13 protein-coding genes and 1 tRNA gene are annotated in these 14,390 nt (G+C 62.1%); 2 read left to right on the forward strand and 12 right to left on the reverse strand.

What is annotated here, in order from left to right; translation table 11 throughout:
• Window positions 1-13 precede the first annotated feature (13 nt).
• The 10 genes from rpoB to JQ629_RS25140 all read right to left on the reverse strand — a co-directional run bounded on the left by rpoB (window position 14) and on the right by JQ629_RS25140 (window position 9,889).
• Window positions 14-4,132 (reverse strand): DNA-directed RNA polymerase subunit beta, encoded by a 4,119-nt coding sequence (rpoB, locus tag JQ629_RS25095; RefSeq protein ID WP_212414902.1) that lies wholly within the window; start codon window positions 4,130-4,132, stop codon window positions 14-16.
• A 457-nt stretch (window positions 4,133-4,589) separates the two neighbouring features.
• Window positions 4,590-4,967 (reverse strand): 50S ribosomal protein L7/L12, encoded by a 378-nt coding sequence (rplL, locus tag JQ629_RS25100; protein WP_192733878.1) that lies wholly within the window; start codon window positions 4,965-4,967, stop codon window positions 4,590-4,592.
• A 52-nt stretch (window positions 4,968-5,019) separates the two neighbouring features.
• Window positions 5,020-5,538, reverse strand: coding sequence for a 50S ribosomal protein L10 (gene rplJ, locus JQ629_RS25105; RefSeq protein WP_211998079.1), 519 nt, complete (start codon window positions 5,536-5,538; stop codon window positions 5,020-5,022).
• Window positions 5,539-6,143: 605 nt separating this feature from the next.
• A complete protein-coding gene (locus JQ629_RS25110) occupies window positions 6,144-7,097 on the reverse strand; it encodes a 2-hydroxyacid dehydrogenase (protein WP_212414903.1) in 954 nt (317 codons plus the stop codon).
• Window positions 7,098-7,178: 81 nt separating this feature from the next.
• The gene (gene rplA, locus JQ629_RS25115) at window positions 7,179-7,871 is read right to left on the reverse strand and encodes a 50S ribosomal protein L1 (RefSeq protein ID WP_192733881.1); all 693 of its coding nucleotides are present in this window, start codon (window positions 7,869-7,871) and stop codon (window positions 7,179-7,181) included.
• Window positions 7,872-7,877: 6 nt separating this feature from the next.
• Complete coding sequence (gene rplK / locus JQ629_RS25120; RefSeq protein WP_065728804.1) at window positions 7,878-8,306, reverse strand: 50S ribosomal protein L11; 429 nt, start codon at window positions 8,304-8,306, stop codon at window positions 7,878-7,880.
• A gap of 137 nt (window positions 8,307-8,443) precedes the next feature.
• On the reverse strand, window positions 8,444-8,974 hold the full coding sequence (nusG, locus tag JQ629_RS25125; protein ID WP_192734252.1) for a transcription termination/antitermination protein NusG: 531 nt from the start codon (window positions 8,972-8,974) through the stop codon (window positions 8,444-8,446).
• A 20-nt stretch (window positions 8,975-8,994) separates the two neighbouring features.
• Window positions 8,995-9,186: a preprotein translocase subunit SecE gene (gene secE / locus JQ629_RS25130; RefSeq protein ID WP_192733883.1), complete on the reverse strand. Its 192-nt coding sequence runs from the start codon at window positions 9,184-9,186 to the stop codon at window positions 8,995-8,997.
• 323 nt (window positions 9,187-9,509) lie between these two features.
• Window positions 9,510-9,785, reverse strand: coding sequence for a hypothetical protein (locus JQ629_RS25135; protein WP_212414904.1), 276 nt, complete (start codon window positions 9,783-9,785; stop codon window positions 9,510-9,512).
• Between the two features lie 28 nt (window positions 9,786-9,813).
• Window positions 9,814-9,889: transfer RNA gene (locus JQ629_RS25140), tRNA-Trp, on the reverse strand.
• A gap of 174 nt (window positions 9,890-10,063) precedes the next feature.
• Between JQ629_RS25140 and JQ629_RS25145 the strand changes: the two genes are divergently transcribed.
• On the forward strand, window positions 10,064-11,287 hold the full coding sequence (locus JQ629_RS25145) for a serine hydrolase domain-containing protein (protein ID WP_212414905.1): 1,224 nt from the start codon (window positions 10,064-10,066) through the stop codon (window positions 11,285-11,287).
• 124 nt (window positions 11,288-11,411) lie between these two features.
• Here JQ629_RS25145 and JQ629_RS25150 read toward each other — a convergent pair whose 3' ends face one another.
• Window positions 11,412-12,179 (reverse strand): SDR family NAD(P)-dependent oxidoreductase, encoded by a 768-nt coding sequence (locus JQ629_RS25150; RefSeq protein ID WP_192733886.1) that lies wholly within the window; start codon window positions 12,177-12,179, stop codon window positions 11,412-11,414.
• A gap of 117 nt (window positions 12,180-12,296) precedes the next feature.
• Window positions 12,297-13,025, reverse strand: a complete 729-nt coding sequence (locus tag JQ629_RS25155; RefSeq protein WP_212414906.1) for a histidine phosphatase family protein — start codon at window positions 13,023-13,025, stop codon at window positions 12,297-12,299.
• A gap of 197 nt (window positions 13,026-13,222) precedes the next feature.
• Here JQ629_RS25155 and JQ629_RS25160 point away from each other — a divergent pair, with 197 nt between their 5' ends.
• Entirely contained in the window at window positions 13,223-14,008 is a 786-nt protein-coding gene (locus JQ629_RS25160) for an SDR family NAD(P)-dependent oxidoreductase (RefSeq protein WP_212414907.1), read from the forward strand.
• Window positions 14,009-14,390 lie beyond the last annotated feature (382 nt).

A 14,390-nucleotide genomic window follows, 5' to 3' on the forward strand; every position in this document is an offset into this window, starting at 1 on the left:
GAAATCGTAAGCGTTACTCTGCCGCCTCGGACGTCGTGGCCGGGCCGATCTTGGAGTTGTGCAGGTCGACGTTGAGGCCGAGCGAGCGCATTTCCTTGACCAGCACGTTGAACGATTCCGGGATACCCGCCTCGAACGTGTCGTCGCCGCGAACGATCGCCTCGTACACCTTGGTACGGCCGGCGACGTCGTCCGACTTCACGGTCAGCATTTCCTGCAGCGTGTAGGCGGCGCCGTACGCTTCGAGCGCCCAGACCTCCATTTCGCCGAAGCGCTGGCCGCCGAACTGCGCCTTGCCGCCCAGCGGCTGCTGGGTAACGAGCGAGTACGGTCCGATCGAACGCGCGTGGATCTTGTCGTCCACGAGATGGTGCAGCTTGAGCATGTAGATGTAGCCCACTGTCACCTTGCGGTCGAAGGCGTCGCCGGTCCGGCCGTCATAGACGGTCGACTGGCCCGAGGCGTCGAAGCCGGCAAGCTTCAGCATTTCCTCGATGTCGGCTTCCTTGGCACCGTCGAACACCGGCGTTGCGATCGGCACGCCGTGGCTGAGATTGCGGCCGAGTTCCATCAACTCGTTGTCGTTCAGCGTCTTGATGGTTTCATCGTCGCCATAGATCTTCTTCAGGGTCTCGCGCAGCGGCTTGAGATCCTGCTTCTGATAATAGGCGTCGATGGTCTGGCCGATGCGCTTGCCGAGGCCCGCGCAGGCCCAGCCGAGATGCGTCTCCAGAATCTGACCGACGTTCATGCGCGAGGGCACGCCGAGCGGATTGAGCACGATGTCGGCATGGGTGCCGTCCTCGAGGAACGGCATGTCCTCGATCGGAACGATCTTGGACACCACGCCCTTGTTGCCGTGACGGCCGGCCATCTTGTCGCCGGGCTGGATCTTGCGCTTCACCGCGACGAAGACCTTGACCATCTTCATCACGCCGGGCGGCAATTCGTCGCCACGCTGCAGCTTCTCGACCTTGTCGAGGAAGCGCTGTTCAAGGCCCTTCTTCGATTCGTCGTACTGCTTCCGCATCGCCTCGATTTCGGCCATCAGCTTGTCGTTGGGCGAGGCGAACAGCCACCACTGCGAGCGCGGATGCTCGTCGAGCACCGCACGGGTGATCTTGGTGTCCTTCTTGAAGCCCTTCGGACCGGCGATGCCCTGGCGATTTTCCAGGAGCTCCGCCAGACGGCCGTAGACGTTACGGTCGAGAATCGCCTGTTCGTCGTCGCGGTCCTTGGCCAGACGCTCGATCTCTTCCCGCTCGATCGCCAGAGCGCGTTCGTCCTTGTCGACGCCGTGACGGTTGAACACGCGCACTTCGACGATGGTGCCCTGCACGCCCGGGGGCACGCGGAGCGAGGTGTCGCGGACGTCGGAAGCCTTTTCGCCGAAGATGGCGCGCAGCAGCTTTTCTTCCGGCGTCATCGGGCTTTCGCCCTTCGGCGTGATCTTGCCGACCAGGATGTCGCCGGCGCGAACTTCGGCGCCGATGTAGACGATACCGGCTTCGTCGAGATTCTTCAGCGCTTCTTCCGAAACGTTCGGAATGTCGCGGGTGATTTCCTCAGGACCAAGCTTGGTGTCGCGGGCCATCACTTCGAATTCCTCGATGTGGATCGAGGTGAAGACGTCGTCCTTCACGATTCTTTCGGAGAGCAGGATCGAGTCTTCGAAGTTGTAGCCATTCCACGGCATGAACGCGACCAGCACGTTGCGGCCGAGCGCGAGTTCGCCGAGATCGGTCGAGGGACCGTCGGCGATGATGTCGCCCTTCTTGACGATGTCGCCGACCTTCACCAGCGGACGCTGGTTGATGCAGGTCGACTGGTTGGAGCGCTGGTACTTCATCAGCCGGTAGATATCGACGCCCGACTTGGTGGGATCGAGATCCTCGGTGGCGCGGATCACGACGCGGGTAGCGTCGATCTGGTCGATCACGCCGGAACGGCGCGCCGCGATCGCAGCACCGGAGTCACGCGCAACCACGCCTTCCATGCCGGTGCCGACGAACGGCGCCTCGGCGCGAACCAGCGGCACCGCCTGGCGCTGCATGTTCGAGCCCATCAGCGCGCGGTTGGCGTCGTCGTTCTCGAGGAACGGGATCAGGGCCGCGGCAACCGAAACCAGCTGTTTCGGCGACACGTCCATGTAGTCGACCTTGTCCGGCGTGATCGGCAACACTTCGCCGGCGTGACGGCAGATGATCAGGTCCTCGGTGAAGCGGCCCTTGGCGTCGAGCGGCACGTTGGCCTGCGCCACGCGATAACGGCCCTCTTCCATCGCCGAGAGGTACACGACCTCCTCGGTGACGCGGCCGTCCTTGACCTTGCGGTAAGGCGTTTCGACGAAGCCATACTTGTTGACGCGCGCAAAGGTCGCCAGCGAGTTGATCAGACCGATGTTCGGGCCTTCCGGCGTTTCGATCGGGCAGATACGGCCGTAATGCGTCGGATGCACGTCGCGCACTTCGAAGCCGGCGCGCTCGCGGGTCAGACCGCCCGGTCCAAGCGCCGAGAGACGGCGCTTGTGGGTGATCTCCGACAGCGGGTTGGTCTGGTCCATGAACTGCGACAGCTGCGAGGAGCCGAAGAACTCGCGCACCGCGGCAGCCGCCGGCTTGGCGTTGATCAGGTCCTGCGGCATCACGGTGTCGATATCGACACTGGACATACGCTCCTTGATCGCACGCTCCATGCGCAACAGGCCGATGCGGTACTGGTTTTCCATCAATTCGCCGACCGAACGCACCCGGCGGTTGCCGAGATGGTCGATGTCATCGATCTCGCCCTTGCCGTCGCGCAGGTCTACCAGCGTCTTGATGACGGCCAGGATGTCTTCCTTGCGCAGCGTGCGGTGGGTGTCGGGCGCGTCGAGCTCGAGGCGCATGTTCATCTTGACGCGGCCGACCGCGGACAGGTCGTAGCGCTCAGAGTCGAAGAACAGCGACTGGAACATGGTCTGCGCCGAGTCGATGGTCGGCGGCTCGCCGGGACGCATCACGCGGTAGATGTCGAACAGCGCGTCTTCACGCGTCATGTTCTTGTCGGCATGCAGCGTGTTGCGGATGTAGGCGCCGACATTGACGTGGTCGATATCGAGCAGCGGCAGTTCCTTGTAGCCCTGCTCGTTGAGCGCCTTCAGCGACTTCTCGGTCAGTTCCTCGCCGGCTTCGGCGTAGATTTCACCGGTCTTCGGGTTGACGAGGTCCTCGGCCAGATAGTTGCCGATCAGTTCTTCGTCCGACAGACGCAGCGCCTTGAGGCCCTTTTCCTGCATCTGGCGCGCGCTGCGCACGGTCAGCTTCTTGCCCGCCTCGAGCACGACCTTGCCGGTGTCGGCGTCGATCAGGTCGTTGATGGTCGAGTAGCCACGGAAACGGGTGGCGTCGAACGGCACGCGCCAGCCTTCCTTGGCGCGCTTGTAGTTGATCTTCTTGTAGAAGGTGGACAGGATCGTCTCGCCGTCGAGACCAAGCGCATACATCAGCGAGGTCACGGGGATCTTGCGGCGGCGGTCGATGCGCGCGAACACGATGTCCTTGGCGTCGAACTCGATGTCGAGCCACGAACCGCGGTACGGAATCACGCGGGCGGCAAACAGCAGTTTGCCGGACGAATGGGTCTTGCCCTTGTCGTGGTCGAAGAACACGCCGGGCGAACGGTGCATCTGGGAGACGATGACGCGCTCGGTGCCGTTGACGACGAAGGTGCCGTTCATGGTCATGAGCGGGATATCGCCCATGTAGACGTCCTGCTCCTTGATGTCCTTGACCGACTTGGCGCCGGTTTCCTCGTCGATATCGAACACGATCAGGCGCAGCGTCACCTTCAGCGGCGCCGCATAGGTCATGCCGCGCTGGCGGCACTCGTCGACGTCGTATTTCGGCGGTTCGAATTCATAGCGGACGAACTCCAGCATCGAGGTGCCGGAGAAATCCGAGATCGGGAACACCGAACGGAAGACCGCCTGCAGGCCCTCGTCCAGACGGCCGCCGACCGGCTCATCGACCATCAGGAACTGGTCATAGGACGCCTTCTGAACCTCGATGAGGTTCGGCATCTCTGCGACTTCCTTGATGTGTCCAAAAAACTTGCGGATGCGTTTGCGACCGGTGAATGTCTGCTGCGCCATCGTGGCCTCTCATTTTCGTCGCCCTTGATGGACGAACCTTCCGAAGCGCGACTGCCGCCGCCCCCGGGTTGAATTTTCGAATCGCTTCGCCGGAACCAAGCCCAAATTCAGGAATTAAGTCCCAAATCCGTTCTCCAGACCTTCAAAACGCAAAACGACGCGCGAGGCGCATGACTGCACCTCGCCCGTCCAACCATCGCTTCACGGACTGAAAAAGCCCGAAATTTGACTGTCTCCCAACGGCTTACGCCGAGAACCCTGCCGTTCCCGCCGCCTACCGTATTTTCCTGCTGCCAGCCCGATATGGGATGACAATAGTGGAGATTCGAGGGTTAACCCCGCGAATCCCCACACATTTTTGTGTACGCCGTGCGTCCGGTTGTCCCATAGCACGACTTTTGCATCGATCCCGGGTGCAGCTGCGCCCCGCCCGGGACCTTGTCTCAAGTAACTTGCGTTACTTGAGTTCAACCTTGGCGCCGGCCTTTTCGAGCTGGGCCTTGATCTTCTCGGCTTCGTCCTTGTTGACGCCTTCCTTGACCGGCTTCGGCGCGCCTTCGACGAGGTCCTTGGCTTCCTTGAGGCCCAGGCCGGTGATGGCGCGGACTTCCTTGATGACTTCGATCTTCTTCTCGCCGGCGGCGGCGAGGACGACCGTGAAGTCGGTCTTTTCTTCAGCGGGAGCGGCGGCAGCGCCACCACCGGCCGGACCGGCAACCGCAACGGCGGCAGCGGCGGACACGCCCCACTTTTCTTCAAGGAGCTTTGCGAGCTCGGCAGCTTCGAGCACGGTCAGGCTCGAGAGGTCGTCGACGATTTTCTGTAAGTCAGCCATTGATCTGTTTCCTTAAACGTATTGGTTCGAACCAGGTTTGATTTGCGAAGGGTCAGGCCGCTTCGCTCTTTGAGGCATAGGCCTGGACGACGCGCGCGAGCTTGGCCGCGGGCGCAGTCGAGAGCTGAGCGATCTTGGTCGCCGGCGCCACCAGGAGGCCGACAAGCTTTGCGCGCAGTTCATCGAGTGACGGCAGCGAGGCAAGTGCCTTCACGCCGTTAACATCCAGGACGGTTTTACCCATCGAGCCGCCGAGAATGACGAACTGCTCGTTCGTCTTGGCGAATTCGATGGCAACCTTCGGCGCCGCTACCGGATCGTCTGAAGTGGCGATCACGGTCGGTCCCTTCAGCAGGGAACCGATGGCAACGACATCCGTGCCTTCAAGAGCAATTTTGGCGAGACGGTTCTTCGAGACCTTCACCGACGCACCCGCCTGCTTCATCTGCATGCGCAGCTTCTGCATCTGGGCCACGGTGAGGCCGGAATAGTGGGCGACGACTGCAACGCTGGTGGTCTTGAAGACCCCGTTCAGCGCCTCAACCGCGTCCTTTTTTGCCGCTCTTTCCACAGCAAGCTCTCTCCGGTTGGCGGCCTTCGCGTGAGGCGAGACCGCCGGGTTGCACCCACCGTCTCACCCAAAACCTGACCTCAAGACACCAGTCCTTCGGACACGTCGGGCAAGACGACATTGAAAAGCCTGCCCTCCCGAGCCAGATGGCGCGGGGTGTCGAGGTTCGAACCAAATCGGCCCAAGCGCCGCATAACGCGACGCCAAGCAAAATCCGGTCTTCACCCGTCTGTGCAGGCTATGCTATTAAGCCGTTGAAGAAATTTGTATTTCAGTACAAATTTCAACTTGGGCGCCTGCAGTCTTGGACAGGATCGAGGTTATCCGGCAAGCCGGACGCCCCCTGCCGCATTCCAGCCTGACGATGGGTTTCCTCCCTTTCGAGCAATCCATAGCGGATGTCCAGAAAGGAATGATCTCCTACCGTATCGGGTTTTCGGAATGCGAGCACAGACGTGCCAGCAACGGCCAGCACGCCCGGAAGCCGTTCTTTACCGAGTCTCGCCCGTCTTGCCAAGGGCAAAATTCAGGCCGCGGCCACATATGGGGAAACGCCCCTTCCCGGCACTGTTCCCGCCCGTCCAGGCGTTGCCAGCGGCCGGCAATCAGCCGAGCTTGACCGCGTAAGACAACGGCTTGCCGGCGAAATACGCCTCGAGATTGGCCATCACACAGTCCTGCATCGCCACGTGCGATTCCAGCGTGTGACCGCCGATATGCGGAGACAGCACGACGTTCGGCAGTGCCGTCAGCGCGTCCGGCGCATGCGGCTCCCTGGCGTAGACGTCGAGGCCGGCGCCGGCGATGGTCTGGTCGGTCAGCGCCGCGACCAGCGCCTGCTGATCGATCACCGAACCGCGCGCGATGTTGATGACGTAGCCGTCCTTGCCGAGCTTGTTCAGGATATTGGCATCGACCACGTGATGGGTGTCGCTGCCGGCGCGAACGGCGATCATCAGCACGCTGCACCATTCCGCGAGCGCCTCGAGCGTCGGAAAATATTGATACGGCACGTCGTGTTGGCTGCGGCTGAAATAGCCGACCTCGGTCTCGAAGGCTGCGACACGCGCGGCGATCTTGCGGCCGATCTCCCCCATGCCGTAGACGCCGATTTTACGCCGGAGCATGCCGGGCTGCGGACGCATCATCGGCGATGGCTTTGCGCCGGCCCAGCTACCGCTTCGCACGTAATCATCGGCCACCAGCAAGCGCCTTGTCGCGGCCAGCATCAGCGTCACCGCAATGTCGGCAACGGAGGCGGCATTCGCGCCCGGGCTGTGGCCGAGCACAATGTTGCGCTTGGCGACGGCGGCAAGATCGACGCCGTCATATCCGGTGCCGTAACAGACAATGGCGGCCAGTTTCGGCATCTGGTCCATCGTGTTGGCGCTGAGCGGTGTGCCGCCTGCCGTGATCATCGCGCGAATGCCGGAGAGTTGTTCGGCCGAGAACGTCTCGTTCGGTGGCTTGCCCGCGGCATCCAGCAGTTCGTAGCGCTCACCGATCCGCACCATCAGGGCTTTTGGGAAGCGCGAATAGACCAGGACTTTCTCGGGCATGTTGTTCCTTCCCTGTCGCAAAGCAAAGGGCGGAACCGGTCACCCGATTCCGCCCTGTTTTCTCGTCAGTGCCGCAAGACCTTAACCGAGCAGCGTGCCCGGCTCGACCTTGACGCCCGGGCCCATGGTGGAGGAGACCGCCACGCGCTGGATGTAGGTGCCCTTGGAGCCGGCGGGTTTCGCCTTGGAGACCGCATCCGCGAGCGCCTTGACGTTCTGCACCAGCTTTTCTTCGGTGAACGAGGCCTTGCCGATGCCGGCCTGCACGATGCCGGCCTTCTCGACGCGGAACTCGACCGAGCCGCCCTTGGCGCCCTTCACGGCGGTGGCGACGTCCATCGTCACGGTGCCGATCTTCGGGTTCGGCATCATGCCGCGCGGACCGAGCACCTTACCGAGGCGGCCGACCAGCGGCATCATGTCGGGGGTGGCGATACAACGATCGAAATCGATCGCACCGCCCTGCACCTTCTCGACCAGGTCTTCGGCGCCGACGACGTCAGCACCCGCAGCCTTGGCTTCTTCCGCCTTGGCGCCGCGCGCGAACACGCCGACGCGGAGCGTGCGGCCGGTGCCGTTCGGCAGGGTCACCACGCCGCGGACCATCTGGTCGGCGTGACGCGGATCGACGCCGAGATTGATCGCGATCTCGATCGTCTCGTCGAACTTCGACTTGGCGCGTTCCTTGACCATCTTGATGGCGTCCGCGAGCGGATAGAGCTTCTCGCGGTCGACGCCCTCGCGGGCCTTCTTCAAACGTTTTCCGATTGCCATGGTCCGTTACCCCGCAACTTCCAGACCCATCGAACGGGCGGAGCCCTCGACCATCTTCATGGCCGACTCGACGGAATCGCAATTGAGATCCTTCATCTTCTTCTCGGCGATCTCGCGCACCTGCGCTTTGGTCACCTGGCCGGCCTTGTCGCGGCCCGGGGCTTTCGAACCGGACTGGATCTTGGCGGCCTGCTTGAGGAAGAAGGACATCGGCGGGGTCTTCATCTCGAAGGTGAACGAACGATCGGCGTAGATCGTGATCACCACCGGAATCGGGGTGTTCTTTTCTTCTTTCTGCGTCTGGGCGTTGAACGCCTTGCAGAATTCCATGATGTTGAGACCGCGCTGACCAAGCGCGGGACCGATCGGGGGCGAAGGATTCGCAGCACCCGCCGGCACCTGCAATTTCAGGTATCCGGTCACTTTCTTTGCCATACGTCACTCCTCATGTTGCTCCGGATCATCCGGAAGCTTCACAGGACCGTGGTGCGGTTCAACGGATGACTGGCGATCACCCATCTCCTCCCACGGCACTTTTCCCTCTCCCCGCATGCGGGAAGAGGTCAAGACGATCAGACCTTCTCGACCTGACCGAATTCCAGTTCGACGGGCGTCGCGCGGCCGAAGATCGACACCGCGACCTTCACGCGGCTGCGTGCCTCGTCAATTTCCTCGACCACGCCGGAGAACGACGCGAACGGCCCATCGGCCACGCGGACGTTCTCGCCGATTTCGAACGACACCGAAGCCTTGGGACGTTCGACGCCTTCCTGCACCTGGTGCAGGATCCGCATCGCCTCGGATTCCGAGATCGGCATCGGCTTGTTTTCGGCGCCCAGGAAGCCGGTTACCTTGGGCGTGTTCTTGATGAGATGGAACGCCTCGTCGGTCAGCTTCATCTTCACCAGCACGTAGCCCGGGAAGAACTTGCGCTCGGCGTCGATCTTGCGGCCGCGGCGCACTTCGGTGACCTTTTCGGTCGGCACCAGCACCTGCTCGAACAGTTCCTCCAGCCCGCGCTGCTTGGACTGTTCGCGGATCGATTCCGCGACCTTCTTCTCGAAGTTCGAATAAGCGTGAACAATATACCAGCGCTTGTCCATCGTTTGGGTTCCGGTGCTCATCAGTGGACGCCCAGCAGGAAGGTAATGAGATAGCGGATGATCATATCCGCGGCGAAGAAGAAGATCGAAGACAGCGCCACCATGATGAACACCATGATGGTGGTGATGGTCACTTCGCGGCGGGTCGGCCAGGTGACCTTGGCGGTCTCCGAACGCACTTCCTGCAGGAACTTGAACGGGCTGAGAGCCATCGTTGGGTACCGCGTCCTTCGTGAAACGAATGTCTGAATTTAAGTGAATCCGAACAGCCCTCTAGCGCCCAGCCCTCTCTCGAAGGATGAGCCGCCAAGCGGGCTCGATTGTTCGGGGGATTTCAAAGCCGCGCCGGATATCCGCATAACGGGCCGGCAGCAGGTGGCGGGTATCTACTGCCAGTCGGGCAAAAGGTCAAGGTATGCGCCGGCCGGCGGAAGGGCCCCTGGGCCGGGGAAACGCCCCGGGCCGGCCCGAAGGCCCTTGGTTAACCGGCGGTGCCGGGCGCCCCTCAAATCCGAATCAGAGCGTGATCGGGTTCTTAAAGGCTCCCCGCCATCCTGACCGTCCCCTTGATGGACCATGAGGTGACGATGTCGCTGCTAGCCAACCCCAGACCGGCCAGGACGGACCTGCAGGTGACATCGCCTGGAGCGTTCTCGACGCAGCCAACGACCTCGGCGATACCGTCACCATCGATGCCTGCCGGCGCGTGATTGACGCGAATCTGCGCGGCCTCGCCCCCGCGACTTCGGATATGGCAGTGGTCGTCGCCTTCTTCGGCTAGTTCCGGACTGGCGGCAGGAACCTCGACCAAGTCCTTGATTTCAAATCCTTGATTTAACTGGCAGGGGCGGCAGGGCTCGAACCTGCGACAACCGGTTTTGGAGACCGGTACTCTACCAACTGAGCTACACCCCTATCGCGAACCATGCGTCGCCGCCGGTTTCGGCCCGTTTCAAGCATAGGCGATGCCCCGATTGCAAGGGCGAAGCCGTGAACGGCCCTCTGGAAATCGGTGACCGGCCTGTTCAAGTCAAGGGTTCTGCGCCAAACTTCCCTCCTGCCATAACAACAAGAGCAATGGGAGAGACCATGAACGCGCAGACCGCCCCCAAACACGCCGCCGCCCCGCAGACCCCGTCCCTCCCCCACGCCAAGCCCGAACAGATCGGACTCTCCGCCACCCGCCTGCAACGCATGTCGGACGCCTTCAAGCGCGAGGTCGACAAGGGAACCCTGCCGGGTGCGACCGTGCTGGTGGCCCGCCGCGGCCAGATCGGCTGGTTCGACGCGATCGGCCGGCAGGCGCCCATCTTGTCCGCGCCGATGGCGCAGGACAGCATCTTCCGCATCTTCTCGATGACCAAGCCGATCGTCTCGATCGGCATCATGATGCTGATCGAGGACGGCCACTTCCTGCTCAGCGACCCCGTCGCGAAATTCATTCCCGAATTCGCCGGCCAGAAGGTCGGCGTCGAGCACAACGGCCAGCTCGATCTGGTGCCGCTGACGCGGCAGATGACGGTGCAGGACCTGCTGCGCCACACTTCGGGTATCACTTACGACCATACCGGCAACGGGCTGGTGCAACAGCTCTATCAGCAGTCGCGGCTGCGCAGCCGCAAGATCACCAATGCGGAACATGCGGTGATGGTCGCGAGCATGCCGCTGATCTGCCAGCCCGGCGCCGAATGGAATTACAGCCGCTCCACCGATATCCTCGGCCGCATCATCGAAGTCATCTCCGGCAACTCGCTCGGCGCCTTCCTGACCGAGCGCATCCTGGCGCCGCTGCAGATGGCGGAGACCGCGTTCCACACCGGAGAGGAAAACGCCGGCCGGCTGGCCGAGGCGTTCCCGACCGATCCCTGGAACGGCGACAAGGTCCAGCTCTTCAACATGCTCGATAAGCCGGTGATGGAATCCGGCGGCGGCGGACTGGTGTCGACCACGATGGACTATGCCCGCTTCAGCCAGATGCTGCTGAATGGCGGCACGCTTGACGGCGTCAGGATCGTCAGCCGCAAGACGCTGGAACTGATGGCGTCCGATCACCTCGCCCCGTCAGTCAAGGTCGACTCGCCCTTGATGCCGGCCGGCCACGGCTTTGGCCTCGGCTTTGCGGTCCGCACCCATGACGGCATGGCGCCGTTCCCGGGCTCGCGCGGCAACTTCTTCTGGAGCGGGATGGCCGGGACGTTCTTCTGGATCGACCCGAAGGAGGACCTGTTCGCGGTGTTCATGATGCAGGGCCCGGGCCAGCGGGAGTACATCCGCACGATGTTGCGGAATTTGGTGTACGCGGCGGTGGAGTGACTCTTGTCGTCCCGGCGCAGGCCGGGACCCATACTCTGCGGCCCATCCGTAACGACGTGTCGTCAGCGATAATTGGCGACACGGCGTATGGGTCCCGGCCTTCGCCGGGACGACAAAATAGAGATCAACTAATCGTAGCTCCCCCATCGATCACGATGGTCTGGCCGGTCATGAAGTCGCCGGCCGCCGATCCCATGAACACGGCGGCGCCGGCGATCTCGTCGGGGGTGCCGATGCGGAGCAGCGGCGAACGCGCGGTTGAGGCTTTCAGGGTATCGGGATTGTCCCACAGCGCCTTGGCAAAATCGGTCTTGATCAGGCCGGGCGCGATGCAGTTCACGCGGATGTTGTGCTTGCCATACTCGCAGGCGAGGTTGCGCGCGAGCTGCATGTCGGCAGCCTTCGAGATCGCATAGGCGCCGAGCACGGTCGAACCCTTCAGACCGCCGATCGAAGACACGATGATGATCGAGCCGTCCTTGCGTTCGATCATCTGCGGCACGACCATGTTGATCAGCCAGTTGTTGGCGACGATGTTGTTGTCCAGGATCTTGCGGAACTGATCGTCGGAGATGCCGCCGAGCGGACCATAGTAAGGATTGGACGCGGCGTTGCAGACCAGCACGTCGATCTTGCCGAAGGCGCGGTTGGATTCATCGACCAGGTTCTGGAGGTTTTCCTTGCTCGAAATATTCGCCGCGATCGAGACCGCCGTACCCTTGCCGAATTTTTCGTTGATCGATTTGGTGACGGAATCGCAGACGTCCTGCTTGCGCGAGGAGATCACGACCTTGGCGCCGTGCTCGGCCATCCGTTCCGCGATGGCAAGGCCGATGCCGCGCGTGGAGCCGGTGATGACGGCGACTTTGCCCTTCATGTCGAACAAGCTCATGTCTCTCTCCCAGTTGTTGGTTTTTCAACTTAATGTCATTCCGGGGCGATGCGAAGCATCGAACCCGGAATCTCGAGATTCCGGGCCCGGTCCTTCGGACCGTCCCGGAATGACGCCTCACGCAAGCTTCGTCGCCGGCGGCACGATCTCCGGCCCGGCCGGCTGATGCATCGCATTGTGCGAGGCGTCCGCAATCCACGGCTGCTGGTTGACCATCGGCAGCCGCCAGATCGAATGGTTCTCGCTTGCGACGTGATCGAGCCGCGTCACCGAGCAATTATCGATGTCGAAGGCGAGGCCCTTTTCCGGCAACCCACCGAGCGCAAGACCGACCGCGGCCTTGATCGTTCCGCCATGGGTCACGGCAATCACGTCCTTGCCGGCATGCTCCTTCGTGATGCGCTCGATCGCGCCGCAGACACGGTTGTAGAGATCCATGAAACTCTCGCCGCCGGGCGCGGGTTCGTCGATCGCCGCGAACCAATGACTACCGGCGGGACGGCTGGCCAGAAACGCCGCGCGATTCATGCCCTGCCATTCGCCGAGATGCTGTTCGGCAAAGTCCTTGATGTGCGGCATGTCCGCGGGCCTCGGAAATCCGGCGGCCCAGATCGCATCCGCGGTCTGATGCGTGCGCTTCAGGTTGCTTGAATACCAGACCGCGCCCCGCGGCAGGATTTTTCCGACCGCATCAAACACCACGCGATCGCTGGTGTCGCAGCCCAGATCCTTTTGTCCGTAGATGCAGCCGCCATCCTCACGGACCGGCGCATGCCGCACCCACCACCAGCGCGTGGTAACCACTCCGGCCTTCGGAGCAGCTACTGACTTGTCGGTATTGGACATCGCTGGCACCCTTCAATAGTGTTCACTGTCGCTGTACGTCAGAGCACGCAACGTCTCAAGTGACTTCAGCGTTTGAAATCTTGTTTGAAATTCCGCAAGGCGGCAAGCGTATCTATGTCTGACGCGTTTTCTTCACGCGAACCGGTAGCCACTTCGCTTGAAAACGCTATAACCAAATCCACACCAGGGAGAAACTCATGGGCCGCCTCGAAGGCAAATCCGTCATCATCACCGGCGCAGGCAGCGGCATCGGACGCGCAGCCTCCTTGTTGTTCACCAGGGAAGGCGCAAAACTGATTGCGGTCGATCGCAGCGAAGCGGTGAAGGAAACCGCAAAGCTCGTCAGTGACGCCGGCGGCATTGTCGAAGCCGTGATGGCGGATGCGGGATCGGAAGCCGACGTGAAGGCCTTCATCGACAAGGCGGTGTCGAAATACGGCAAGCTCGATGCGATCTGGGCCAATGCCGGCGTCAGCGGCGGGCTGGTTCCGATTCCCGAACAGACGGTGGAGCACTGGCAGGAAGTGCTGCGCATCAACCTGATCGGACCGTTCCTCGCGATCAAGCATTCGATGCCACACATGATCAGGCAGAAGTCCGGCTCGATCGTCTGCACCGCTTCCGTCGCAGGTCTCAAGGCCGGCGCCAGCGGACATCCCTATGGCGCGAGCAAGGCCGGCGTGATCAGTTTGGTGCAAACGACCGCCTATTCGCTGTCCGGCACCGGCGTGCGCATCAATGCAGTGTGCCCGGGCCTGATCGAAACCGGCATGACCAAGCCGATCTTCGACAACGCCAAACAGCGCGGCACCGACGGCAAGATCGGCCAGCTCAATCCCTTGAAGCGCGCGGGCCAGCCGCATGAACTCGCGGCGATGGGATTGTTCCTCGCCAGCGACGACGCGTCCTACGTCAACGGCCAGGCGATCCCGGTCGACGGCGGTTTGACGGCGTCGATGCCGTATGCGGGCAAGCCGGTTTGATTGCTGCGTCCCCAACTCCATCAACGCGTCGTCCCGGCGAACGCCGGGACCCATACCGCGTGATCTCTCGGTAGAGGCTTTGTAACAGAGACCGTTCGCAAAACTTCTTCCTGTGGTTATGGGTCCCGGGTCAAGCCCGGGACGACGGCGGTGATTGTAGATGCACCGTGGTCTAAACGCAGTTTCGCTTTCTCGCGACGCATTGCGCCCGAGCTTTGCCAGCAACTTCCCGCCCTTCAAATAGAGGGCGCAGGGAAGACCGGGTGCGCGCTGCACCCGCGGTCCCGTGTGCGGTTTGCACTAAGTAGGCTGCACACGAGCATACAGGGCAGCGGTGAACACCCGGCCTTCCCTGCGCAATGGCTTTACGGCTTATGCCGTG

This window comes from Bradyrhizobium sp. AUGA SZCCT0222 (genome assembly GCF_018130205.1).
Taxonomy (GTDB): domain Bacteria; phylum Pseudomonadota; class Alphaproteobacteria; order Rhizobiales; family Xanthobacteraceae; genus Bradyrhizobium.